The 22,165-nt window shown below is 60.7% G+C and carries 24 protein-coding genes, 1 pseudogene and 1 riboswitch; of the genes and pseudogenes, 19 read left to right on the plus strand and 6 right to left on the minus strand.

The genetic code is table 11. The features are described from left to right. The 8 genes from H7C18_RS10360 to H7C18_RS10395 all read left to right on the plus strand — a co-directional run. A partial coding sequence (locus H7C18_RS10360) for a hypothetical protein (protein ID WP_420481848.1) occupies positions 1-353 on the plus strand: 353 nt, incomplete at its 5' end. A gap of 82 nt (positions 354-435) precedes the next feature. After that, entirely contained in the window at positions 436-1,797 is a 1,362-nt protein-coding gene (locus H7C18_RS10365; RefSeq protein ID WP_185128986.1) for a GntT/GntP/DsdX family permease, read from the plus strand. 30 nt (positions 1,798-1,827) lie between these two features. Continuing rightward, a complete protein-coding gene (gene gntK / locus H7C18_RS10370; protein ID WP_185128987.1) occupies positions 1,828-3,381 on the plus strand; it encodes a gluconokinase in 1,554 nt (517 codons plus the stop codon). 338 nt (positions 3,382-3,719) lie between these two features. After that, on the plus strand, positions 3,720-4,154 hold the full coding sequence (locus tag H7C18_RS10375) for an antibiotic biosynthesis monooxygenase (RefSeq protein WP_185128988.1): 435 nt from the start codon (positions 3,720-3,722) through the stop codon (positions 4,152-4,154). 403 nt (positions 4,155-4,557) lie between these two features. Then, a complete protein-coding gene (locus tag H7C18_RS10380) occupies positions 4,558-5,253 on the plus strand; it encodes a response regulator (protein WP_185128989.1) in 696 nt (231 codons plus the stop codon). 164 nt (positions 5,254-5,417) lie between these two features. Beyond that, entirely contained in the window at positions 5,418-6,341 is a 924-nt protein-coding gene (locus H7C18_RS10385; protein ID WP_185128990.1) for an ATP-binding cassette domain-containing protein, read from the plus strand. Further along, positions 6,334-7,101, plus strand: a complete 768-nt coding sequence (locus tag H7C18_RS10390; RefSeq protein ID WP_185128991.1) for an ABC transporter permease — start codon at positions 6,334-6,336, stop codon at positions 7,099-7,101. The genes H7C18_RS10385 and H7C18_RS10390 overlap by 8 nt, the downstream gene beginning before the upstream one ends. Before the next feature lie 42 nt (positions 7,102-7,143). Beyond that, positions 7,144-8,046, plus strand: a complete 903-nt coding sequence (locus tag H7C18_RS10395; protein ID WP_337913280.1) for a sensor histidine kinase — start codon at positions 7,144-7,146, stop codon at positions 8,044-8,046. An 11-nt stretch (positions 8,047-8,057) separates the two neighbouring features. Here H7C18_RS10395 and H7C18_RS10400 read toward each other — a convergent pair whose 3' ends face one another. Then, positions 8,058-8,498 carry a Dps family protein gene (locus tag H7C18_RS10400; RefSeq protein WP_185128992.1) on the minus strand — a complete coding sequence of 147 codons (441 nt, stop codon included), beginning with the start codon at positions 8,496-8,498 and terminating at the stop codon, positions 8,058-8,060. Between the two features lie 170 nt (positions 8,499-8,668). Between H7C18_RS10400 and H7C18_RS10405 the strand changes: the two genes are divergently transcribed. From H7C18_RS10405 to H7C18_RS10455, 11 genes are all read left to right on the plus strand, one after another. Beyond that, positions 8,669-9,568: a radical SAM/SPASM domain-containing protein gene (locus tag H7C18_RS10405; protein WP_185128993.1), complete on the plus strand. Its 900-nt coding sequence runs from the start codon at positions 8,669-8,671 to the stop codon at positions 9,566-9,568. 166 nt (positions 9,569-9,734) lie between these two features. After that, positions 9,735-11,015 (plus strand): ArsB/NhaD family transporter, encoded by a 1,281-nt coding sequence (locus tag H7C18_RS10410; RefSeq protein ID WP_185128994.1) that lies wholly within the window; start codon positions 9,735-9,737, stop codon positions 11,013-11,015. A 113-nt stretch (positions 11,016-11,128) separates the two neighbouring features. Beyond that, positions 11,129-11,527, plus strand: a complete 399-nt coding sequence (locus H7C18_RS10415) for a Fur family transcriptional regulator (RefSeq protein WP_185128995.1) — start codon at positions 11,129-11,131, stop codon at positions 11,525-11,527. Beyond that, positions 11,500-12,219 (plus strand): winged helix-turn-helix domain-containing protein, encoded by a 720-nt coding sequence (locus tag H7C18_RS10420; protein ID WP_185128996.1) that lies wholly within the window; start codon positions 11,500-11,502, stop codon positions 12,217-12,219. Before H7C18_RS10415 ends, H7C18_RS10420 begins: the two co-directional genes overlap by 28 nt. Positions 12,220-12,357: 138 nt before the next feature. Then, a complete protein-coding gene (gene trxB / locus H7C18_RS10425; protein WP_185128997.1) occupies positions 12,358-13,305 on the plus strand; it encodes a thioredoxin-disulfide reductase in 948 nt (315 codons plus the stop codon). Between the two features lie 19 nt (positions 13,306-13,324). Then, a complete protein-coding gene (locus tag H7C18_RS10430; RefSeq protein ID WP_185128998.1) occupies positions 13,325-13,573 on the plus strand; it encodes a glutaredoxin family protein in 249 nt (82 codons plus the stop codon). Positions 13,574-13,594: 21 nt separating this feature from the next. Then, positions 13,595-14,164 (plus strand): peroxiredoxin, encoded by a 570-nt coding sequence (locus tag H7C18_RS10435; RefSeq protein ID WP_185128999.1) that lies wholly within the window; start codon positions 13,595-13,597, stop codon positions 14,162-14,164. A 155-nt stretch (positions 14,165-14,319) separates the two neighbouring features. Next, positions 14,320-14,517, plus strand: coding sequence for a cold-inducible protein YdjO-related protein (locus H7C18_RS35060; protein WP_337913282.1), 198 nt, complete (start codon positions 14,320-14,322; stop codon positions 14,515-14,517). A gap of 108 nt (positions 14,518-14,625) precedes the next feature. Continuing rightward, positions 14,626-16,056, plus strand: coding sequence for an aldehyde dehydrogenase family protein (locus tag H7C18_RS10445; RefSeq protein ID WP_185129001.1), 1,431 nt, complete (start codon positions 14,626-14,628; stop codon positions 16,054-16,056). Between the two features lie 211 nt (positions 16,057-16,267). Next, positions 16,268-16,427, plus strand: a riboswitch (cyclic di-AMP (ydaO/yuaA leader). 130 nt (positions 16,428-16,557) lie between these two features. Continuing rightward, a complete protein-coding gene (locus H7C18_RS10450) occupies positions 16,558-18,381 on the plus strand; it encodes an APC family permease (protein WP_185129002.1) in 1,824 nt (607 codons plus the stop codon). Between the two features lie 138 nt (positions 18,382-18,519). Further along, complete coding sequence (locus H7C18_RS10455; RefSeq protein WP_238357623.1) at positions 18,520-18,765, plus strand: hypothetical protein; 246 nt, start codon at positions 18,520-18,522, stop codon at positions 18,763-18,765. A gap of 16 nt (positions 18,766-18,781) precedes the next feature. Here H7C18_RS10455 and H7C18_RS10460 read toward each other — a convergent pair whose 3' ends face one another. The 5 genes and pseudogenes from H7C18_RS10460 to H7C18_RS36190 all read right to left on the minus strand — a co-directional run. After that, positions 18,782-19,438, minus strand: coding sequence for a TetR/AcrR family transcriptional regulator (locus H7C18_RS10460; RefSeq protein WP_337913285.1), 657 nt, complete (start codon positions 19,436-19,438; stop codon positions 18,782-18,784). Positions 19,439-19,474: 36 nt separating this feature from the next. Next, entirely contained in the window at positions 19,475-20,497 is a 1,023-nt protein-coding gene (locus tag H7C18_RS10465) for an ABC transporter permease (RefSeq protein WP_185129003.1), read from the minus strand. Further along, the gene (locus H7C18_RS10470; RefSeq protein ID WP_238357624.1) at positions 20,494-21,243 is read right to left on the minus strand and encodes an ABC transporter ATP-binding protein; all 750 of its coding nucleotides are present in this window, start codon (positions 21,241-21,243) and stop codon (positions 20,494-20,496) included. Before H7C18_RS10470 ends, H7C18_RS10465 begins: the two co-directional genes overlap by 4 nt. 63 nt (positions 21,244-21,306) lie before the next feature. Next, entirely contained in the window at positions 21,307-21,696 is a 390-nt protein-coding gene (locus tag H7C18_RS10475) for a hypothetical protein (RefSeq protein ID WP_185129005.1), read from the minus strand. 33 nt (positions 21,697-21,729) lie between these two features. Then, a pseudogene (locus tag H7C18_RS36190) lies at positions 21,730-22,050 on the minus strand (transposase); the annotation flags it as partial. Positions 22,051-22,165 lie beyond the last annotated feature (115 nt).

The following is a 22,165-nucleotide window of genomic DNA, read 5'->3' on the forward strand; positions in this document are numbered from 1 at the left end:
ACGATCTGGAGCGCATCGAACGGCTGGCCTCGCCGCGGCGGGAGCGCCCCGTGCGGCTGTTGCGCAAGCTGTTCGATGCCGCCGCCGAACGTCCGGCGGCCGGCGACGGCGGCCCCGCCGGCACGCTGCCGCTGCGCGGGCTGGCCGCCGTGCTGGCGGCGACCGCGCCAGAGCTGTTCGCGTTCCGCGAATGGCGGGCGTCCGTCGTGGCCGGGGACGGTCCGGCGGCGGGCATGGTCATCGCCGACCGGAGGGCCGATCCGTCGCCGGGCAGCGGGCCGTACGTGCGCTTTTGCGTCGACGTGGAAGCGGAGCGGGCGATCGAGCGCTTCGTGCGCGTCATGGCGGACTAAGAGAGTCGAATAGGGGAAATGGGCCAAACTAAGGGTGTCCGGGTAAAAACAACCAACACCCTACGGCAATGGAGGCCTCCCCATGAATACTCTGCTCGGCATGAGCCACTCGGCGACGCTGATCGTCTGGACGCTCGTCGCGATCGCATTTCTGATCGTGTTCATATCCACTTTCAAGTGGAACCCGTTCGTCACGCTGCTGCTATCTTGCATCCTGCTCGGATTGCTCGCGGGCATGAAGCCGGGAGACACGGTCACTTCGATCACCAAAGGGCTCGGGGGCACGCTCGGCACGATCGCGATCGTCATCGGCCTCGGCACGATGCTCGGCAAGATGATGGCGGAGTCGGGCGGCGCGGAACGGATCGCGACGACGCTGATCGAGCGGTTCGGCGACCGCCGCGTCCATTGGGCGATGCTGATCGTGGGCATCCTGGTCGGCATACCGGTTTTTTTCGAAGTCGGCGTCATTCTATTGATTCCGATCGTTTTCATCGTAGCGCGCAAAACGAAGCTCCCCTACTTGACGATCGGCATTCCGGTGCTTGCGGGCTTGTCCACCGTTCATGGGCTCGTGCCGCCGCACCCGGCTCCGATGATCGCCATCGACGCTTATCAGGCGAATCTCGGCGCGACGATCCTGTACTCGCTGGTGATCGGCATCCCCGTCGCCATTCTGGCGGGGCCGATTTTCGGCCGCTATATCGGCAAGCGCATCGTGGCGCAGCCGACCGAAGAGCTGATCGGGCAGTTCGCGATGAAGGAAGAGCGCAGCTTGCCCGGGTTCGGCATCACGCTGCTTACCATTCTGCTTCCGGTCATTCTGATGCTGATCGGTTCGGTGGCGAGCATCGCCGACCCGGATGCGGCAAGCGGCTGGACGCGATTCGCCGAATTTATCGGCAACGAAGTGATCGCGCTGCTCATCGCCGTCGTGTTCTCGTTTTTCTCGCTCGGCTACGCCCGGGGGTTTAACAAGGAGCAAATCTCCAAGTTCATGTCCGAGTGCCTGGCGCCGATCGCCGGCATCGTGCTCATCATCGGGGGCGGCGGGGCGTTCAAGCAGGTGCTGATCGACAGCGGCGTCGGCGCGGCGATCGCCGACCTGGCCACGAGCGCGAACATCAACGTGCTGCTGTTCGCCTGGTTCGTCGCCGCCCTGATCCGGGTGGCCACCGGCTCCGCCACCGTCGCGATGACGACGTCGGCGGGCATCGTCGCGCCCGTGCTGGCGGCGACGCCGGGCGCCAATCTGGAGCTGGCCGTGCTGGCGACCGGCGCGGGCTCGCTTGTGCTGTCCCATGTGAACGACGCCGGCTTCTGGATGGTAAAGGAATTTTTCCACATGACCGTGCCCCAGACGCTCAAGTCGTGGACGGTGATGGAGACGCTGCTCTCGGTAGCGGGGCTTGTACTTATTATGATCGTGAGCATTTTTGCATAAATCGATTTCTTGTTGCGGAAGAGGGAAGACATGGTGAGCCGAATCTATCTTATGGGCATCGACATCGGGACGACCAGCACGAAGGCGGTGCTGTTCCGGGAGGACGGAAGCGTCGTATCCGCCGGCAACGTCGGCTACCCGCTGCTGACGCCGACGCCGTCCGTCGCGGAACAGAACCCGGACGAAATTCTGTCCGCCGTTCTTGCCTCGGTTCGCCAGGCGGTGGAGCAGGCCGGCGCGCGGCCGGAAGACGTCCGCTTCGTCTCGGCGAGTTCGGCGATGCACAGCGTGCTGCCTTTGGATGAAAGCGGCCGGCCGCTGATGAACGCCTTGACGTGGGCCGACAACCGTAGCGCGGAGTGGTCGAAGCGGTTAAAAACGGAGCTTGGCGGGCACGAGCTGTATTTGCGCACCGGCACGCCGGTTCACCCGATGTCGCCGATCACGAAGCTGCTTTGGCTGCGGCACGAGCGGCCGGAACTTTTCGCCCGGGCAGCCAAGTTCGTTTCGTTGAAGGAATACGTGTTCTACAAGCTGTTCGGACGCTTCGCGATCGATTATTCGATGGCGTCCGCGACCGGGATGTTTAACCTGGAAAAGCTGGATTGGGACGAGGAAGCGCTGCGGGTTGCGGGCATCGCGCGGGACAAGCTGTCGGAGCCTGTGCCGACGACGCACCGTCTGGAAGGGATGAATTCGGAGCTGGCCGCGGAAATGGGCCTGCTGCCGTCGACGCCTTTCGTCGTCGGCGCGAGCGACGGCGTGCTGTCGAATCTCGGGCTGGACGCGACCGCTCCCGGCGTCGTGGCGGTGACCATCGGAACGAGCGGCGCGATCCGCACGGTGACGGATCGACCGCAGACCGATCCGAAGGGTCGATACTTTTGCTATGCGCTGACGGAGCGCCACTGGGTCATCGGCGGGCCGGTCAACAACGGCGGCGTCATCTTCCGCTGGGTGCGCGACGAGTTCGCCGCCTCGGAGACGGAGACCGCCAAGCGGCTTGGCATCAGTCCGTACGACGTCTTGACGCGTATCGCGGAACGGGTGCGCCCCGGCTCCGACGGCCTTCTTTTCCATCCATACCTGACCGGAGAGCGGGCGCCGCTCTGGAATCCGGATGCGCGCGGCTCGTTCTTCGGCTTGACGCTTCACCACCAGAAGGAGCATATGATCCGCGCGGCGCTGGAAGGCGTCGTGTACAACCTGTACACGGTGCTGCTCGCGATGCAGGAGCAGACCGGCGTGCCTCGCCGGATCAAGGCGACCGGCGGCTTCGCGAGATCGCCGCTGTGGCGGCAGATGATAGCGGACATTATGGGGCAGAGCGTCGTCGTGCCGGAGAGCTACGAGAGCTCCTGCCTTGGCGCGGTCGTGCTCGGGAAGCTCGCGTTCGGCGAGAAGGACGCATTCGAGCAAGTCGCCGGCATGGTCGGCACCACGCACGAGCACGTGCCCAATCCCGAGGCGTCCGCCGTCTACCGCGAGCTGCTGCCGATCTTCGTCCGTCTCTCGCGCCGGCTCGAAGAGGAGTACGCCGATCTGGCGCGGTTCCAGACGAAGCTGTTCGAAGACGCCGAGTGAGGGGCTGAACCCTGATTACCAGTGGCTCGGTTTGCCAGCCCGGACCGTCGCTGCCTTTGCGCCGGAATGGTTTTATCGGAGCGGCTTGTACGCTCTTTTGACGCGAACCGGAAAAGCTCCTTTTATCCGATTGAATCTGCCCCTGAAGCGTGCCGTGAACGGGAAAATCTCCTTCGAAAACGGCTCGTTTCCGCGAAATAGGAGGATGGCAGAGCGATTAGAGGCGATTTTCCCATACAATCGCGTGGAAGTTCAGTTTTTCTAGAAATAAAGGGAGTATTTCCGGTTCAGGAGCAAATCGGCGCCAATTATGATATGAAAACGGAGGAGTGATCGCAATGATCGTCGCGACCAATACGATTCGCATCAAGTCCGGCTTCGCGGACCAAGTGGCGGAGCGCTTCAAAAGTCCGAAGGGCGTTCAGCACGCGCCCGGCTTCGTCCGGATGGAGCTTCTCCAAACGTCGCAGGAAGACCATGACGAGCTGAAGGTGTGCACGACATGGGAGAGCCGCGAGGCGTTCGAGGGCTGGGTGAACAGCGACGCGTTCAAGCAGGCGCACGCCCATGCTCGTCCCGCGGGCGGTTCCGCGCCGGGCGCCGCGGATGGAGCGGCGCATAGCCATGCGCAGGCGGCTTCCGCCGAAGGTTCTCACGCCCATGCGTCCTCAGAGGGCGGCACGTCCGCGCAGCAGCCGCCAGGAGGCGGCATCATGCTCGGCTCGACGCTGAGCGTTCACGAGGTAGTTTTCTCGACCGGGCGCAACGACTGAACGATACGGTTGGCTTCTCTCCGAAGAAGGCCGATGGACTGCCTGCATCCGCCGTATTCGCTAGAGATTTGGCGCAGAAGGCAGTCTGGCAGCCTACATTCGCCGGAAGTGTCCGACTACTCTCGATGTAGGCCAATGAACAGCCTACAGTCGCCGCAGTCGTCGGAATTCCGCCGAAGAAGCGCAACCGCTGAGCCACATCTGCCCTAAGCGCGAGGATCCCGCCAAAGCGGCGCAACAGCTGAGCTTCATCGCTCACGACCCCTGCCGCTTTGGCAGAGCCAGCCCCAACATCCGGACCGTCCCGAGCCCCGGCTTGGGACGGTCTTTTCGCGACCGGCGATCGTGGTATAATGGCGCTAACCGAATTTGCGGAACAGGAACAGGAACAGGGGAGACGATAGTGGAAGACGCGGTACGCATTCTCGTCGTCGAGGACGACGACGATATCAATCAGCTGCTGTGCAGCGTTCTGCGCGGGAGCGGTTACGCGCCGCAGCCCGCCTACTCGGGCACGGAGGCGATGCTTTATCTGGACAAGCAGGATTGGGCGCTCGTACTCCTTGATCTGATGCTCCCCGGCAAGCGGGGAGAGGAACTGCTGAAGGAGATCGGCGAGAATTACCGCTACCCGGTCATCGTCATTACGGCGGAAGGCGAGCGGGAGGCCAAAATCGCCGCGCTCAAAACCGGAGCGGACGACTATATCACGAAGCCGTTCGATCTCGAGGAAGTGTCCGCGAGGGTCGATTCGCTGCTTCGGCGCTATCTCCGCGTCCCGGCGCCGGCGGCGCCGAAGCTGCTGCGCCACAAGGATTTGACGCTCGACCCCGATCTGAAAGTCGCGGCGGTCGGGGAGGCGGTGCTGACGTTGACGGCGCGGGAGTACGACATTCTCGCGCTGCTGCTCTCGAATCCGAAGAAGCTGTTTACAAAAGCCAACCTGTTCGAGAGCGTCTGGGGCGAGGACTTCCTCGGCGGCGAGGAGAACGCGATCAACGTGCATATGAGCAACCTGCGAGGCAAGCTGGCGAAAGCCAATCCGGACGAAGAGTACATCGAGACGATCTGGGGCATGGGCTACCGGCTGAAAACTTAAGCTTTTCTTACGAAACGGCTTTACGATCTCTTACGAATCGGTCTCTATACTGAAGCCATCACATCGAAAGGTTCGGCGGAATCCGGCGGCCAGAGCGCCGAATTCCTCGCCGGACCTAAGCAACCGGCTTGGGCCGGTTCGATCAGGGAGGCTGATGGCTCGACATGAACGAATACGTATTACGGACTCGCGGCTTGACCAAAAGGTACAAAAACCAGCTCGCTCTCGACAGCGTCGATCTGGCGATTCGCCAAGGAGCGATCTACGGCTTTATCGGCCAGAACGGCGCCGGCAAGTCGACGCTCATGAAACTTGTGACCGGGCTGGCGTTCCAGACCTCGGGGACGATCGAGCTGTTCGGGGAGACCGGCGAAAAGGAACTGATCCGCAGCCGGAAACGGATGGGCGTGGCGATCGAGACCCCGGCGCTTTATCCGTCCATGACGGCGCGCGAGAATTTGGAGGCGCACCGGCTGCAGCGCGGCATTCCCGGCAAAGACTGCATCGCCCGCACGCTGGAGCTCGTCGGACTGGAAGGGACCGGCCGGAAGACGGCGCGCAATTTCTCCCTCGGGATGAAGCAGCGGTTGGCGCTGGGAGTCGCGCTGCTCGGCGATCCGGAGTTCCTCATTCTGGACGAGCCGACGAACGGGCTGGACCCGATGGGCGTCGTCGAGATGCGGGAGCTGCTTCAGAAGCTGAACCGCGAACGGGGCATTACGATTCTGATCTCCAGTCACATCTTAAGCGAGCTGGACCTGGTGGCGACCTATTACGGCATCATCCACCGCGGCAAGCTGCTGGAGCAGATGACCGCCAAGGAGCTTCGGGAAAAGTGCCGCCATTACTTGCATATAAAAGTAGACGAGCCGCAAAGGGCGGCGGCGGTGTTCGAAAGGGAGCTGGCCACGAGCGAATACGAAGTGATGGCGGACGGCGTCATTCGGCTGTACGCGCATCTGGAAAATCCGGCGCGCGTCTCGCGGGCGCTCGTGGAGAGCGGGCTCGAGGTCGAGCAGTTCATGCCGACGGGCGAGGATCTGGAGAGCTACTTCACGGCACGGATCGGGGGTGGCAAGCATGTCTAACCTGATTCGTTCGGAATGGTACAAGCTGACGCGCAATCGCAGTTTCTGGCTCATTCTGGCCGCTCTGTTCCTCTCGGCCGTCGTCTATTGCTTCATGACTTACTTGGACGACCCTTCGGACGGCGGCGCTCTGGACGCGACATCCGGGCTTGACATGCTGAGGTCCGCGATGGGGGGCAACACGTACATCATCAAGATCGGCTTGTGCGTGCTGGCCGGATTTTTCGTCTCCAGCGAGTATTCGACCGGGACGATGAAGCGCGCGGTCTCGTCCGGCTACAGCCGCAGCCGCATCATCGTCGCGAAGATGCTCGTGTTTATCGGCGGTTCCGTGCTGGTTGCGCTCGTCTTCCCGGTCCTCTGCCTCGCGATCGGCAGCTTGCTGTTCGGGGGCGGCTCGCTGCCGGACGTCTCCGCCGCGGAATATGTCATCCGCTGCCTTGGCCTCACGGTTACGCTGTCGGCGGGCTTCGCGGCGATCGTCGCGCTGATCGCCGTGATCTTCAACGACAGCGGCAAGACGATCGGCATCGGCATCATTTTCTTCTTTTTCATCGACGGAGTGTTCGTCATGATCGGAAATCATCTGCCGTTCGTCCTGAAGATTTACGAATATTCGTTGTTAAACGAAATCAATCATTACGCCGATACGGCGATGGCTTCGCGAGACGCGGTACTATCCGCCGTCATTCCGGTCGCCACTGCGATCGTTTTCGTCGCGCTGGGCGTGTACGCGTTCCGGAGGAAAGAAATCAAATAAAGCGGCGGGTGCCGCGCGGTATCGGGAAGGAGGCAGGCGGACGTGCTCATCGGGATTGCGGCGGCGGCGGTTCTAACGGCAGCGTTCTGCCTGCTTCGCCTCGCGGCGGTAAGGCGGGAAGTTCGCAGCTTCGCCGCGCAGCTCGGACGCTATAACCGGCACGAGACAGCCAGCAAGCTGTCCGTCGGCTTGAGCGACAGGGCGACCGAGGCGCTGGCGGTCGAGATCAACCGCCATACCGAGCTGATCGCCGAGGCGAATGCGGAACGGAGGCGAACCGAAGACGAGCTGCGCCAGGCGGTCGCCAACATGTCGCATGATCTGCGAACGCCGCTCACGTCGATCTCCGGCTACATCCAGCTGCTGGAGTCGCGCGAACTGTCGGCGGAGGAACGACGCGCGGCTCTCGAAGTCGTCAAGAAGCGCACGAACCGCCTGCAGGCGCTGCTGGCCGATTTTTTCGAGCTGTCGGTCATCGAATCCGTCGACTACGCGCTCAAGCCGGAACGCGTGGCTCTGCACAAGCTCATCCCGGAAATCTTGATGGGATTCTACGATTCGTTGAACGAGAAAGGGTTGAATCCGACGTTTGAACTCACGGAGGAAGCCGTCGATATTTACGCGGACGAATCGGCCGTGCGCCGCGTCGTGGAGAATCTGATGCAGAACGCGATCCGCCACGCCGAAGGGGAGCTGATCGTGACGTTAAGCCGAACGGAACGGCATGCCGCGTTTACGCTGAGCAATGCCGCTCCGGGCCTTAAGGGGACGAATCCCGAGCTGCTGTTCAACCGCTTCTATATGGCCGACCGGTCCCGCTCGGGCTCCGGGTCCGGCCTTGGCCTGTCGATCGCGCGCGGCTTGATGCTGAAGATGGGCGGCAGCCTGGCCGCCAAGCTTCAAGGAGACAACCTGGTCATGCGCTGCGAGTGGGAACGAATCTGACGCGGCCGGGTTTACTCTCCTAGGAACGAGCGAAGCATCCAGACGTGCTTCTGCAGGCCGGCCTGTATGGCGAGCAACAGATCGTGGCTGACTTCGTCGCCGACCGATTCGGAGAAGGCAAGCGCGGTTTGCAGCTCGCCGACCATCGATTCGAAGTCCTGTACGACAGCCTTCACCATCTCTTCGGCGGACGGCGTGCCCTCCGCTTCCTTCACCGTCGCCAGCTTCAGCGCCTCCGTCAGCGTCGTCAACGCATCGTTGCCCAGAGCGCGAATTCGCTCCGCCAGTTCGTCGATATGGGTTGCCGCTTCCTCGTACAGCTCCTCGAATTTGGCGTGCAGCGTGAAGAAGTGAGGGCCTTTCACCTGCCAGTGGAACCGGCGAAGCTTCATCTCGGCGACGATCCAGTTGGCAAGTTGTTGGTTCAGGGCGTTTTTCATGGCGCTCATCAAAATTCCTCCTAAAGTTAAATTTAAACTTAATCTAAATATGAGTAAATCTTAGCATGCCGAGTCGGTTCGATCATGAAGAAAAGATGAAGACGGCATGAAGATTCGATGAACCCGCCAGCCTCCATTTCTGCTAGAATAAGAGGGTCAAGCTGATCTGGAGGCCTCATCCGATGAGAAGGTTCAAAAAGTTCTATATCGAAATCACGAGCGTATGCAATCTGGCGTGCAGCTTCTGCCCGGAGACGAAGCGCCAGGCGCAATTTCTTCAGCCGGACCGTTTCCGCCACATACTGGACGAGATCCGGCCGCATGCCGACTCGATCTATTTTCACGTCAAAGGGGAGCCGCTGCTTCATCCGAAGGTGGATCAGCTGCTCGACATCAGCCATGAGAAAGGGTTCAAGGTCAACATCACGACGAACGGCACGCTGCTGCACAAGAACCGGCACAAGCTGCTCGGCAAGCCCGCGCTTCGCCAGATGAATTTCTCGCTGCACAGTTTCGACGGCCATCCCGGCTCCAAAGACAAGGAAGGGTACGTCGTCTCCGTGCTCGACTTCGCCAAGGAAGCGGCAAGGGAACACGGCATGCTGAGCTCGCTGCGCTTGTGGAATCTGACCGAAGACAAAGTCACCAACCTTCAGCGCAAGCGCAACCGCGAAGTGCTGGACATTCTCGAACGGGAATTCGCGCTGGACTACAGGATCGAGGAGAAGTTCGAGCGCGGGAAAGGGCTTAAGCTGGCCGACCGAATCTACCTGAACCAGGATCATGAGTTCAAATGGCCGAAGCTGACCGAACGGGAAGACGAGGGAAGAGGATTCTGCCACGCGCTTCGCCAACAGGCGGGTGTGCTGGTCGACGGAACGGTCGTCCCGTGCTGTCTGGACGGGGAGGGCGTCATCAATCTCGGCAATATTCACGAGCGGCCGTTCGCCGAAATCGTCGAAGGCGAGCGCGCGACCCGGATGCACGACGGCTTCTCGCGCCGGGAAGTGGTGGAGGAGCTGTGTCGCAAGTGCGGGTACCGGCAGCGGTTCAGCTTGCAGCCGCATCTGGAGAATGCTTGAAAAACCGCGCCATGTCGGGTATGATTTAGAGGAATGTGTTTTGACAAACCAAATAAGCAACAACCGGAGGAGCCTGCCACGCGCAGGCTTCTTTTTGCTTTTTTTGGGTTTGCGCGGGGCCTTCCGGGCATTCTGAGAATGTTGCCGACAAGAGGGGGAAACGCGCATGGACATGCAAGCCATTTGGGCCATCGTTATTTTTTTGGTGATCTACGCACTTATCGTATCGGAGAAAATCCACCGGACGGTCCTCGCCATGATCGGCGCCGCGCTGATGGTCGGCTTTGGCATCGTCGACCAGGAGACGGCGATTCATCACATCGACTTCAATACGCTGGGGCTGCTCATCGGCATGATGATCATCGTCGGCGTGACGGCGGATACCGGGCTGTTCAACTACATTGCGATTGCGGCGGCGAAGAAGGCGAAAGGGGTTCCGGTCCGGATCCTGTTCGCGCTCGTTCTGATCACTGCCGTCGGATCGGCTTTTCTGGACAACGTTACGACGGTGCTGTTGATGATTCCCGTCACGTTCAGCATTACGCGTCAATTGAAGGTCAATCCGATGCCGTTCCTGCTCTCGGAGATCGTCGCCTCCAATGTCGGAGGAACGGCAACGCTGATCGGCGATCCGCCGAATATCATGATCGGCAGCGCAGTGGAGGAGCTGACGTTCAACGCGTTCATCGCGAATCTGGCCCCGATCGTACTGCTGATTCTGGCGGTCAATCTGGCCCTGTTCGCCTGGATGTTCCGCAAGTCGATCCGTACGGCGGAGGAGGCGGTTCGGGGCTTGATGGAGATGGATGCCGGAAGCTTGATTACGAACGCCAAGCTGCTGCGCAAATGCTTGATCGTGCTCGGCCTGACGCTGGCCGGCTTCTTCACGCACCAGTGGCTCCATCTGGAATCGGCGACGGTCGCGCTTGCGGCGGCGTTCCTGCTGCTGCTCATGACCGGGGAGCATGCGATGGAGCGGGCGCTTCAAAAAGTGGAGTGGACGACGATCTTCTTCTTCGTCGGCTTGTTCGTGCTGGTATCCGGCTTGGTGGAGACGGGCGTCATCTCCGATCTGGCCTCGAAGGCGATCGAGTGGACCGGAGGACAGCCGGTCGCCACCTCGATGCTTATCCTCTGGCTTAGCGCGATTGCGTCTGCCTTCCTGGATAACATTCCGTTCGTCGCCACGATGATCCCGATGATTCAGGAGTTCGGCGCGCTCGGATACGGCGATCTCGAGCCGCTCTGGTGGAGTCTCGCGCTGGGGGCGTGCCTCGGCGGCAACGGCGCGCTGATCGGCGCGAGCGCGAATTTGATCGTGGCCGGACTGGCGGGCAAGGAAGGTCATCCGATCTCGTTCATGCGTTACCTGAAGTTCGGCTTTCCGCTGATGATTCTGTCGATCGCCATCTCAAGCGTTTATGTTTATTTCCGCTATTTGGCTTAGCGTGCGTCCTCGCGGATCCGGGAACTTGCCGGAGTAGCGGTGCGTAAATCTTGACGGAACGGTTATTTCATAGTAGATTTAAACTTAATCTAAATATGGAAGGGATGATTCCGATGTCAAGAAGCGGATTGACGACGCCCCGTCGCCTCATTCTGGACATTGTCGGCGATTCCCGCGATCATCCGACCGCTTCGGACGTGATCGACCGGTTGAAGGAACGGGGCCATACGGTCGCTTACGCGACCGTGTACAATTCCCTCCGGTATTTGACCGAACAAGGCATGATCCGGGAGCTGAAGCTGGAAGGTGACGCGAGCCGATACGATGCCCGGACGGAAGACCACCAGCATATCGTCTGCACGTCCTGCGGAAAAGTGGACGAAGTGATGACCGCCGCTCCGAAAGATTGGCTCGACAAGATCGCCGCGGAGACGGGCTACCGGATCACGGATGAACAAATGCTGTTCAAAGGAGTGTGCGCCGCATGCCGAACGTCGAACCCGGACCGGTAACCCCGCAGCCGCCCGTTTTCGCGGAGGGGGATTTCTGCCTGACGACGCGCCGGATCGTCTTGATCAGCCCGTTCCCCGCCCGGCTGCAAAGTCTGGTGACGGAGCTGATGTCCCGCTGCTACGACGTCCTTCTGTTCCATAACGAGGACGAATCGCTGCTTCCACATCTGGACAACGACCTGATCATCGCGGACCGCTCGTATGAAGGATTGGATTCCGCGGCGAACGGAACGGCGGATCGCTCCGGCTGGCTGATCCTGATCGGGGAGAACGCGCGCCCGCCCGCCGAAGCCGCTTCCCTCGTCTGGCCTTGTCCGGTCGGCGAGGCGCTCGCGAAGATCGAGTCGCTCGTCGTTGAGAGCAAGCCGGCCGCCGTGGCGGCGCCGGGCCATCCCGAGCTGCTCCGCTTCAAAAACCTCGAGATGGACTTGAAGCGATTCCTGCTGTACAAGGACGGGCGGCGCCTCGACTTGACCAAGACCGAATTCGATCTGCTGAAGCTGCTGCTCGCGTCCGCAGGCGTTCTCTCCCGCCAGGAGATCATGGAATCGATCTGGGGAGACGGCTATTTCGGCGGCAGCAATTCGATCGACGTCCACATCAAGAGTTTGCGCCAGAAGCTGGGCGACGATCCGAAGCAGCCGATCTATATCGTGACGGTGCGCGGAGTCGGTTACCGGATCGCGGAATAAGTTATTGACCGTTTGGCGCTTCATGAAATCTTCATGGAGCCTTCATCATACCTTCATGCAGCCGGGAGGCGGAGATGGTATGATTTTTTTGTAGACGAAAGTTAAACTAAATCTAAATATAAATAAGGAGGGAACCCTATGTACAAGACGATTATTGTCGGCACGGGGCCTGCCGGATTGACGGCCGCCATTTACTTAGCCCGGGCCAACCTGAACCCGCTCGTCATCGAAGGGCCGGAACCTGGAGGTCAGCTGACGACGACGACGGAAGTCGAGAATTTCCCCGGCTTTCCGGACGGGATCATGGGCCCGGAATTGATGGACAATATGCGCAAGCAAGCCGAAAAGTTCGGCGCCGAGTTTCGTACGGGATGGGTGAACCGCGTCGATCTGTCCAAGCGGCCGTTCACGCTGTCGGTGGAAGGAATGGGCGAGCTGCAAGCCGAATCGCTCATCATCTCCACGGGGGCTTCGGCCAAGTACCTGGGCATTCCCGGCGAGCGAGACAACGTCGGACGCGGCGTCAGCACATGCGCGACCTGCGACGGATTCTTTTTCCGGGGGAAAAAGATCATCGTGGTCGGAGGCGGCGATTCGGCGATGGAGGAAGCGAATTTCCTGACCCGCTTCGCGTCGGAAGTCGTCCTGGTCAACCGCCGCGAGGAGCTGCGCGCGTCGAAGATCATGCAGGAGCGGGCGCGGGCCAACGGCAAGATCAGCTGGAGCCTGAACCGCACGCCGCTGGAGGTCGTCGCGTCGGACGCCGGCGTGCAAGGATTGAAGGTGCTGAACAACGAGACCGGCAAAGAGGAACTGATCGAAGCGCAAGGCGTATTCGTCGCGATCGGACATACGCCGAACACGAAGTTTCTGGACGGACAGCTGACGACGGACGACCACGGCTATCTGCTCGTTACGCCCGGCACGACCGAGACGAACATCCCCGGGGTCTTCGCCTGCGGCGACGTGCAGGATAGCCGCTACCGGCAAGCGATCAGCGCCGCCGGCACCGGCTGCATGGCTGCACTCGACACGGAACGCTTCCTGGAAGCGGCGGAAGCCGCCGCACCGGTCCCTATCGCTTAATCGACAAGGAGGAACGAACATGTCCGAATCCGCCGCGGCGATCGTCTATACGAGCACGTACTGCAATTATTGCCGTCAAGTCAAATCGTATCTGAATGAGCGCGGAGTCGCCTACGAAGAGAGAAACATCGACGAGAACGAGGCGTTCGCCGAAGAGCTGTGGAACACCGGCCTTCGTTCGGTGCCGGTTACGGTTATCGGAGAGACGAAGATTCTCGGCTTCAACCAAACCCAGCTGGCTCGCGCCGTATCCGAGCTGACGTCCTAACATCCAAGGAGGAACTTATCCATGTCCATAAACGTACAAACCGTCCCGTATCCTTTTGCCAAAGTCGGCCAGCCCGCTCCCGCGTTCAAACTGCCGTCGACCAAAAACCTCGACACGCTGGAAGAGACCGTGTCCCTGGACGATTATCGCGGCCAATGGCTGGTGCTGTTCTTCTGGCCGTACGACTTCACCTTCGTCTGTCCGACCGAAATCCGCGGCTTCAGCGACAGCTACGAACAGTTCAAGGAGCTCGGCTGCGAGATCGTGGGCGCGTCCGTCGACAGCGTCTATACGCATCGCGCCTGGATTCAGACCCCGGTCGAGCAGAACGGCATCGGCGACATCAAGTTCCCGATCGCTTCCGACTTTACCAAGGAGACGGCCCATCAATACGGCATTCTCGACGACGCGTCCGGCGCCGCGCATCGCGGCCTGTTCATCATCGACCCGGAAGGCGTGATCCGCTACCAAGTCGTGACCGACATGAACGTCGGACGGAGCGTGGACGAGACGCTGCGCATCCTGCAGGCGCTGCAATCCGGCGGCCTGTGCCCGGTCGACTGGAAGCCGGGCCAGCGTACGCTTGGTTAACATATACCGCTTGAAGCGGCCGGAGGCGAACGCGCCTCCGGTTTTGCCGTGTCCGCTCCGGCAGAATGCCGCAGTCGCTTGACTTCGAAGGGAAAAATGGCCTATATTTATTCGGTTGTCGTTCCAGTTTCAGACGAAGGGATTGCGTAGAAGAAGTGACAGCCGGCGAGACGAACAAACCGAAATTATCGATCGTGAACATTCTCAAATGCAAAAACGGCGAATGCAAAGCATGGGTGCGCGAGGAATTCGCGGTTCCGGGCCAGGTCTGTCCGATCTGCCAAGGGCCGATGCTGCGGACGATGAAGCATCTGCCTCCGCTGCAGAAGAAGATCAAACCGCAGCCGAAATAAGAAGGGCGGGCCCGGACCGCCGCGCGTCCGGAGAGAATCCGCCGTGCGGCGGTTTTCGCGTTTCGGGGTAAAAAACGGATGAGGAAAACCGAAAGGGGAGGTTGACGGATGAGAAAAGGATTGTGGATCGGCGGAACGTGGCAAGCGGGCGAGGGGTACCGGACGCTGAGGTCGCCATACTCGGAAGAGCCGATCGCCGAAGTGGCCGAAGCGGGGCTTCGGGAGACGGAACAGGCGATCGCGGCCGCGGAAGCGGCGGCGCCAGCCATGGCTGCGCTGCCGGCGCACGAGCGGACGGCGATTCTGACGCGGGTCGCCGACCGGATCGAGCGCGACGCCGAGGAGCTGGCGCTGCAGCTTGCGCGCGAAGCGGCCAAGCCGCTGCGAACGGCGCGGGGCGAAGTTGCCCGCACCGTTCAGACGTACCGTTTCGCGGCGATGGAAGCCAGCCGCATTCACGGCGAGACGATCCCGCTCGACGCGGCACCCGGCGGGGAAGGGCGGTTCGCCTATACCGTGCGCAAGCCGCTGGGCGTCGTCGGGGCGATCACGCCGTTCAACTTCCCGCTCAACCTGGCGGCGCACAAGGTGGGGCCGGCCATCGCCGCGGGCAACACGGTCGTGCTGAAGCCGGCGAGCCAGACGCCGCTGTCGGCGCTGGCGCTCGGTCCGATCTTCGCCGATGCCGGGCTGCCGGCCGGGGCGCTGAATATCGTGCCGGGCCCGGGTTCCGTCGTCGGCGACGCGCTGGTCCGCGATCCCCGGGTCAAAGCGATCTCGTTCACGGGAAGCCCCGAAGTCGGGATCGCGCTTAGGAGAGAGGCAGGGCTGAAGCGCGTCACGCTGGAGCTCGGCTCCAATTCGGCGCTCATCGTCGACCGGTCGGCCGAGCTGACGGACGAATTGATCCGTCGCTGCGTCGCCGGCGCGTTCTCGTACAGCGGACAGATTTGCATCTCGACCCAACGGATCTACGTCCATGACGACTTGTACGAGCCGTTCGTGGTCCGATTCGCGGAGGAGGCCGGGCGGCTCGTCGTCGGCGATCCGGCCAACGAGGCGACGGATGTGTCCGCGCTCATCCACGCCAAGGAAGTGCGCCGGATGGAGGAATGGGTCTCGTCCGCGTTAAGCCGAGGGGCCACGGTCGCGCTGGGCGGCCGCGCCTTATCGGAGACGGTATACGAGCCGACCGTGCTGACGGACGTTCCGGCCGACGAGCCGATCTCCTGCCGCGAAGCGTTCGGCCCGATCGTCTGCATCGATCGCTTCTCGTCGCTTGACGAAGCGATCGACCGGGTGAACGATTCGCGCTACGGCTTGCAGGCGGGCCTGTATACGAACGATCTGAACGCGGCGATGCGGGCGGCCGACCGGCTCGAAGTGGGCGGCGTCATGATCAACGATTTTCCCACCTTCCGGGTCGATAACATGCCTTACGGCGGCGTGAAGGAGAGCGGCATCGGCCGCGAAGGAGTCCGCTACGCGGTCGAGGAGCTGACCGAGCTTAAGCTCGTCGCCATTCGACTAAAGCCCTGACGATGCGCCTTCTTCGAGAATGAGGAATTTTTAGCAAATCCGAAAAATGCGAGCGCGGCGGCCAAATCCGCCGCCGGCTGGCGTCAAAAGCAAATGTAAGCGTTTATTTGGCGCCAGACGAACCGTCGCGGCGTCCTTTTCCGTTAGCGGCGATCTTTACAGAAATCCCGGCCCGGAGTAAGATTCAAATGCACGACAGACGATATACGCAAATCTTGAGCCGCTGAATTCTGCGCGCAGAAGCGGGGGAACCAACGAGACCGCAAGCTCCTTTCGGTCTCCGGGGTGAATCGACCGGCACGGCCGGCCGTAGGGCGACTTTCGCGCCCGAATCCGTCAGCTAACCTCGCAAGCGTCCGATGGAAGGATTTGTCGCGACCGCGGACCGGTAGCCGGTCCGTCGCAAGCCGCGGGAAGATCCTGTTTCCCCGCGGTTTTTTTGTTGTGCAAAAATAGCGCTCCGTATCTTAGACCGGATGGAATGTAGAGGGGATAGCCAGCATGATCACCAGCACCAGACTCAAGAGGTATTTGATCGGCAAACCGATGAAGAGCGGGCAGATCGAGGGAGAGAAGCTGTCCAAGCTGAAGGCGCTCGCCGTTCTGTCCTCGGATGCGCTCTCCTCGGTCGCTTACGGGACGGAGCAAATCCTGCTCGTCCTGATGGCGGCGGGCTTCGCGGCCGTCTGGTATTCGATTCCGATCTCGCTGGCGGTTCTCGGTCTGCTGCTTGTCCTGATTTTGTCCTACCGCCAGACGATATACGCCTATCCGTCGGGCGGCGGCGCTTATATCGTGTCCAAGGACAACTTGGGCGTGCCTACGGGCTTGCTTGCGGGAGGCTCGCTTCTCGTCGACTATATTCTGACCGTCGCCGTCAGCTCCTCGGCGGGCACGGACGCGATCACTTCCGCCTTTCCCGCGCTTCATCCGTACCGGGTGCTGATCGCGGCGATCATGATCGTCTTCCTGACGCTCATGAACTTGCGCGGGGTGACCGAATCCGCATCGGTGCTGGCGATTCCCGTTTATTTGTTCGTCGCCTCGATCTTCGTGCTGATCGTGTCCGGGACGATCCGGTATGCGATGGGAGACGTTCATGCCGACGTTCCGCAGCTCGGCACCACCGTATCCGGCATCAGTCTGTTCCTGCTGCTCAAGGCGTTCAGCTCCGGCTGTTCCGCGCTGACGGGCGTAGAGGCGGTATCGAACGCGATTCCGAACTTCCGCAAGCCGTCCGAGCGGAACGCCGCGCTGACTCTCGTCATGATGGGTTCGATCCTCGGCGCGATGTTCATCGGCATCAGCTTGCTGGCATACGGCTACGGCATTGCTCCGCAGGAGAAGGAGACGGTCGTCTCCCAGATCGCGGCGGCCGTCTTCGGAAGGGGTGCGGTCTACTTCGCCATTCAAGGCGTGACCGCGTTGATCCTGTTCCTGGCGGCGAACACCGCATACTCGGCATTCCCGCTGCTGGCGTACATGCTGGCCAGGGACAAATATATGCCTCACGCGTTCATGATCCGCGGCGACCGGCTCGGTTTTTCCAACGGCATTCTGTTTCTCGGCGCGCTGTCGGCGGTGCTCGTCATCCTGTTCCACGGGGACACGGAAAACCTGATCCCCCTCTATGCGGTCGGCGTGTTCATTCCGTTCACGCTGTCGCAGCTCGGCATGATGATTCGCTGGATTCGCCTGCGCCCGCCCGGCTGGGCGCCCCGTCTGGCCGTGAATACGGTCGGCATGCTGACGACGTTCGTCATCACGATGATCTTTATCGTCACGAAATTCAGCCAGATCTGGATGGTCTTCGTATTCCTGCCGATCGTCATCTGGACGTTCTACAAGATCCACGGCCATTACCGGAATGTCGCGAACGACTTGCGGATTTGCGCCGACACGGACAAACCAGAGATCAAAAAGACGACCGTCGTCGTGCCGGTCGCGGGCGTTACCCGCGTGGTCATGCACTCGCTCGGCTACGCCAAATCCATGACGGACAACGTGATCGCCGTCTATGTGGGCTTCGATGAGGAAGGAATCGAGAAGATGGAACGCAAGTGGGAGGAGTGGGATCCCGGGGTCCGGCTGATCGTGCTGAGAACGAGCTACCGCAGCATCATCCGGCCTTTAATCAAGTTCATCGATACGGTAGAATGGAAGACGTCCGAGACGGACTACCTGACGATTCTCATCCCGCAATTTGTTCCCCGGAACGGGTGGGAGAACTTGCTGCACAACCAATCGAGCCTCTTGCTGCGCGCGTTCCTTCTCAACCGAAGGGATGTCGTCGTCGCCACGGTTCCTTATCATCTTCGGCAGTAACGGGCCGGCGAATCCGGTTCGAAGGAGGGCTTCCGCATCGAAACGAGCATCGATTTATACAAGGATTGGATCGACACGGTAAAGGAAATTTTCCGGGGCTCCGGCTTCCCGTTCGAGCCGGGCACCCCGGACAGCGTCGTGTCGCGAACGTATTTCCGCCAGACGAGCGACACGGACGAGGAAGCCGTCAAGCAGGCATACGACAACGAGAAGCGGCTGAAGGAGCTGCAGAAGAAGCTGCTGGACAACCTCGAAGCCGTCATCGTGCCGGACATCCGGCGCCGGACGGACTATCGCGGCGACCGGTTCGAATTCCGGTGGGTGTACAACCAGGGAGAGCATATCGTCGAGAGCCACTCCCGTTACCGCATCCCGCTGGACTGAACCCGACGGTCCCGAATCAGGGAGCGAGACCTTTGAGCAGGAAGGCGATGGTCGCCTCCAGCTCCTTCTCGTCGTTCCAGTTCGGAGAAGGCCTGTTCAGAAGGCGGGCCGCCACGTAGCCCATCATGGCCGACGCGCAGATTCGGGCGATCGTTCCGTTCGGCAGATCGGCCAGCTGCCCCATGGCTTTGAACCGGTCGAGAATGCCGCCGATCCGTTCCAGCACGGGGGAGAGAACCGCTTCGCGGAAGCGGTTCTGAAGATCGGGGTGGAACGGCATCTCCTGAATGACGATCCTCACCATGCTCATATTTCGCTCCACGAAGCGGAGCCGGTTGTCGACGACCGCTCTCAGAAACTGCTCGAAGCTGGAATATTCGGCGTTCAGCACGCCGCGGAACTCCCGAATCAGGAACGGCGCGAGCAGCTTGACGGCCGCGGGGGCGGCGATCGCCATCAGCAGGTCCTTCTTCGTCCGGTAATGGCGGAAGATCGTTCCTTCCGCGACTCCCGCTTGCTTCGCGATCTCGCTGGTCGAGGTGGCCGCGTAGCCTTTCTCCGCGAACATCTGAACGGCCGCTTCGACGATGCGTGCCTGCTTGGCCGTCATCTGATCTTCTCCGGTCCCGCTCTCCAGCAGTTCCTTCAGCCAAGGTTCTTTTTCCTCGCTCACTTGCCTTCCATTCCTTTCCTTCACCGATAACGGCAATCAGATCGTTCGTTGTTTCTTCAATGCTACAACGTTCAGCAGCGCAAAAGCAACCGAGAAGCCGAGCAGCACCCAGACGTCGGCTTGAATGTCGGCCAGCCCTTCGCCGCGCAGCATGACGCCGCGCATCGCGTCCGCCCCGTAGTAGAGCGGCATGACGTAGCTGAGCTTCTGCAGCCATTCGTTCATCGTATCGAGATTGAACAGGCCGGAGAAGAATACCTGCGGCACGATGACGAGCGGGATGAACTGAATGATCTGGAACTCGCTTCCGGCGAACGAAGAGAGCAGCGTGCCTAACGTCAGCGCCGTCAGCGACAGGAGCAGGTTGATGAGCAGAACGAGCCAGATCGAGCCGTCCATGTACAAGCCGAGCACGTCGATCGAGAACCAGGCGATCAGCATCGCCTGCAGCAGCGTGAACAAGCCGAAGCCTGCGAGGTAGCCGCAGACGACTTCGGAACGGCGGATCGGGGTGGCCAGCAGCCGCTCCATCGTGCCGGTCGTTCGCTCTCTCAGGAAGGCGACGCCGGCGAGCAGGAAGACGAAGAAGAACGAGAAGAAACCGATCAGAACGGGACCGATCGAATCGAACGTCGACAGGTCTTCCTTGCCGTGCAAATAATCGACATGGAGCGCGGCGGCGCTTGAAGAGTCGGCTTGCAGCGCTTTCTGCAGCGTCAGCATCACGCTTCGCGAGACGGAAGGATCGCTGCCTTCGAGCAGGACGGACGGCGCCCCTCCGTCCATACGGATGACGGCGTCGAGCTTGCCGTCCTTTAATGCGGCTTCGGCTTGCGCGAAGTCGCCGTAAACGGCCGTATCCGCGCCGGCTTGGGAGAGACGGGTCTCGACCGTCTGCGGCAGGCCGACGACGCCGATCGCCGGCTTCGCTTCGCGGCCGTTGAATACGAAGTTCATCAGCGTCAGGACGAGCAGCGGCGCCAGGAAAAGCAGCGCGAGCGTCCGCTTGTCGCGAACGAATTGGCGAATGATGCGAACGGTCAAAGCGCGGATTCTCATCGCTGCGCACCTCCCCCGAGCGCGATAAACGCGTCTTCGATCGTCTGCGTGCCGCTCTCGGCCTTGAGCGCATCCGGCGAGCCGACGGCGGTCAGCCGTCCGTCCCTCAGCAGCGCGATGCGGTCGCACTTGTCTGCTTCGTCCATGACGTGCGTCGTCAGAATGATCGTCGTGCCGCCGTCCCGCAAGGCTGCGAGCTCCTTCCAGATCGATTGGCGAAGCGCCGGGTCGATGCCGACCGTCGGCTCGTCGAGAATGAGCAGCTCCGGCTCGTGCAGAAGCGAGATAGCCAGCGAGAGCCGCCGCTTCATGCCGCCGGAATAGGCGGCGACCGGCTTGTTCAGATGCGGCGTCAGATCGACGAGCGCCATGACGGCTTCGATCCGCTCCTGCCGCTTCCGGCCGGACAGCCTGTAGAGCGAAGCGAAGAAGAGCAGGTTCTCGCGGGCCGTCAGCTCGTTGTACAAGGCGTCGGATTGCGCCATATAGCCGAACCGCTGCAGCATGGCCAGCTTCGGCATTTTCTCGCCAAGCAGGCGCACTTCGCCGGCGTCCGCCCGGTCGATGCCGGTGACGAGCTTGATCAGCGTCGTTTTGCCCGAACCGGACGGTCCGAGCAGGCCGAACAGCTCGCCGCGGCCGATCCGAAGGGAGATGCCGTCCAGTACGGCGCGCTCTCCGAACGAGCGGCGCAATCCGTCGATCTCGACGGATGAGGATCTTGCCGACTCCGTGAGGGTAGACAAGAGCAGGCCTCCTTTTTGATGTAAGTAATCACTCATTTTTGTTGGCAACCCGATCATACCTCCTCATCTTATAAATGTAAATATGGACGAAAGAAAATAAAATTCTTTAATAGAAAATAGAACTGGTTGGGGCATTTGACCTCGTACCACAAGCGAAGTTATGGGGTTGCCGGCTAATTTCACATCAGAAGGAGCTGACATGGAACCGGTTATCGGATTGGACGTGGCAAAGGGGCAAGTGTCTTTCAAGCATTCATGAGACGTCAAGAAAAAGCACAAAGGACAGCGCTGTTGTGCATGGTAGAGATTCTGCTTGCCCAGCAAGGGCAGTTGCGCTATTTGGAAATGAAAATTAAAGATGTTAAGAACGATTCCGGGAATCGGGGATAAGTTGGCGGCAACATGAATTGCTGAGAGATCCGCCTCCGGAATCTCCAGTGCGCTTCTGTACATGCCAAATAACCCCCGTTGCAGCGGAGGGCTTGGTTAAATATGGTTTATGCTATAGGGCTGGCCTTTTTTCAAGATGGCGCAAATGTGATGCAAGAGCTTGTTCGCGCACGCAATCACCGTCACCTTGTAGGGCTTGCTCTCTTGTCTTTTCTTCTCGCAATACGCTCTTAGCCATTTATTCGTGCTCCTCCTAATTCCGCACTGTACGGCCCAATATAATGCTCTTCTTAGCCGTTTAGAGCCGCGTTTGGTGATACGCGTGCTGGACGCCGCGAATTGACCGGAGCTAAACACACTCGGATCTAGTCCCGCGTAGGCTACGAGTTGATTGGGATCCCCGAACCGGCTCGAATCACTTTGTCGTGTTCCAGAAAGTAAACAAAAGATACAACAGGTAAAGAGGCTCCACTGGATGGCGCCATTCGAAGCCCTCTATACTTATCGTAGTCCGCTTGAAGCAATCTACCGG

It is taken from the genome of Cohnella zeiphila (genome assembly GCF_014212055.1).
In the GTDB taxonomy this organism is placed as follows: domain Bacteria; phylum Bacillota; class Bacilli; order Paenibacillales; family Paenibacillaceae; genus Cohnella; species Cohnella zeiphila.

Bases quoted from the DNA above. Each gene is read 5' to 3' on its own strand.
- H7C18_RS10365 (WP_185128986.1), top strand. From the start codon at position 436: ATGAATACTCTGCTCGGCATGAGCCACTCGGCGACGCTGATCGTCTGG.
- gntK (WP_185128987.1), top strand. From the start codon at position 1,828: ATGGTGAGCCGAATCTATCTTATGGGCATCGACATCGGGACGACCAGC.
- H7C18_RS10375 (WP_185128988.1), top strand. From the start codon at position 3,720: ATGATCGTCGCGACCAATACGATTCGCATCAAGTCCGGCTTCGCGGAC.
- H7C18_RS10385 (WP_185128990.1), top strand. From the start codon at position 5,418: ATGAACGAATACGTATTACGGACTCGCGGCTTGACCAAAAGGTACAAA.
- H7C18_RS10390 (WP_185128991.1), top strand. From the start codon at position 6,334: ATGTCTAACCTGATTCGTTCGGAATGGTACAAGCTGACGCGCAATCGC.
- H7C18_RS10405 (WP_185128993.1), top strand. From the start codon at position 8,669: ATGAGAAGGTTCAAAAAGTTCTATATCGAAATCACGAGCGTATGCAAT.
- H7C18_RS10410 (WP_185128994.1), top strand. From the start codon at position 9,735: ATGGACATGCAAGCCATTTGGGCCATCGTTATTTTTTTGGTGATCTAC.
- H7C18_RS10415 (WP_185128995.1), top strand. From the start codon at position 11,129: ATGTCAAGAAGCGGATTGACGACGCCCCGTCGCCTCATTCTGGACATT.
- H7C18_RS10420 (WP_185128996.1), top strand. From the start codon at position 11,500: ATGCCGAACGTCGAACCCGGACCGGTAACCCCGCAGCCGCCCGTTTTC.
- trxB (WP_185128997.1), top strand. From the start codon at position 12,358: ATGTACAAGACGATTATTGTCGGCACGGGGCCTGCCGGATTGACGGCC.
- H7C18_RS10430 (WP_185128998.1), top strand. From the start codon at position 13,325: ATGTCCGAATCCGCCGCGGCGATCGTCTATACGAGCACGTACTGCAAT.
- H7C18_RS10435 (WP_185128999.1), top strand. From the start codon at position 13,595: ATGTCCATAAACGTACAAACCGTCCCGTATCCTTTTGCCAAAGTCGGC.
- H7C18_RS10445 (WP_185129001.1), top strand. From the start codon at position 14,626: ATGAGAAAAGGATTGTGGATCGGCGGAACGTGGCAAGCGGGCGAGGGG.
- H7C18_RS10450 (WP_185129002.1), top strand. From the start codon at position 16,558: ATGATCACCAGCACCAGACTCAAGAGGTATTTGATCGGCAAACCGATG.
- H7C18_RS10465 (WP_185129003.1), bottom strand. From the start codon at position 20,497: ATGAGAATCCGCGCTTTGACCGTTCGCATCATTCGCCAATTCGTTCGC.
- H7C18_RS10475 (WP_185129005.1), bottom strand. From the start codon at position 21,696: ATGTACAGAAGCGCACTGGAGATTCCGGAGGCGGATCTCTCAGCAATT.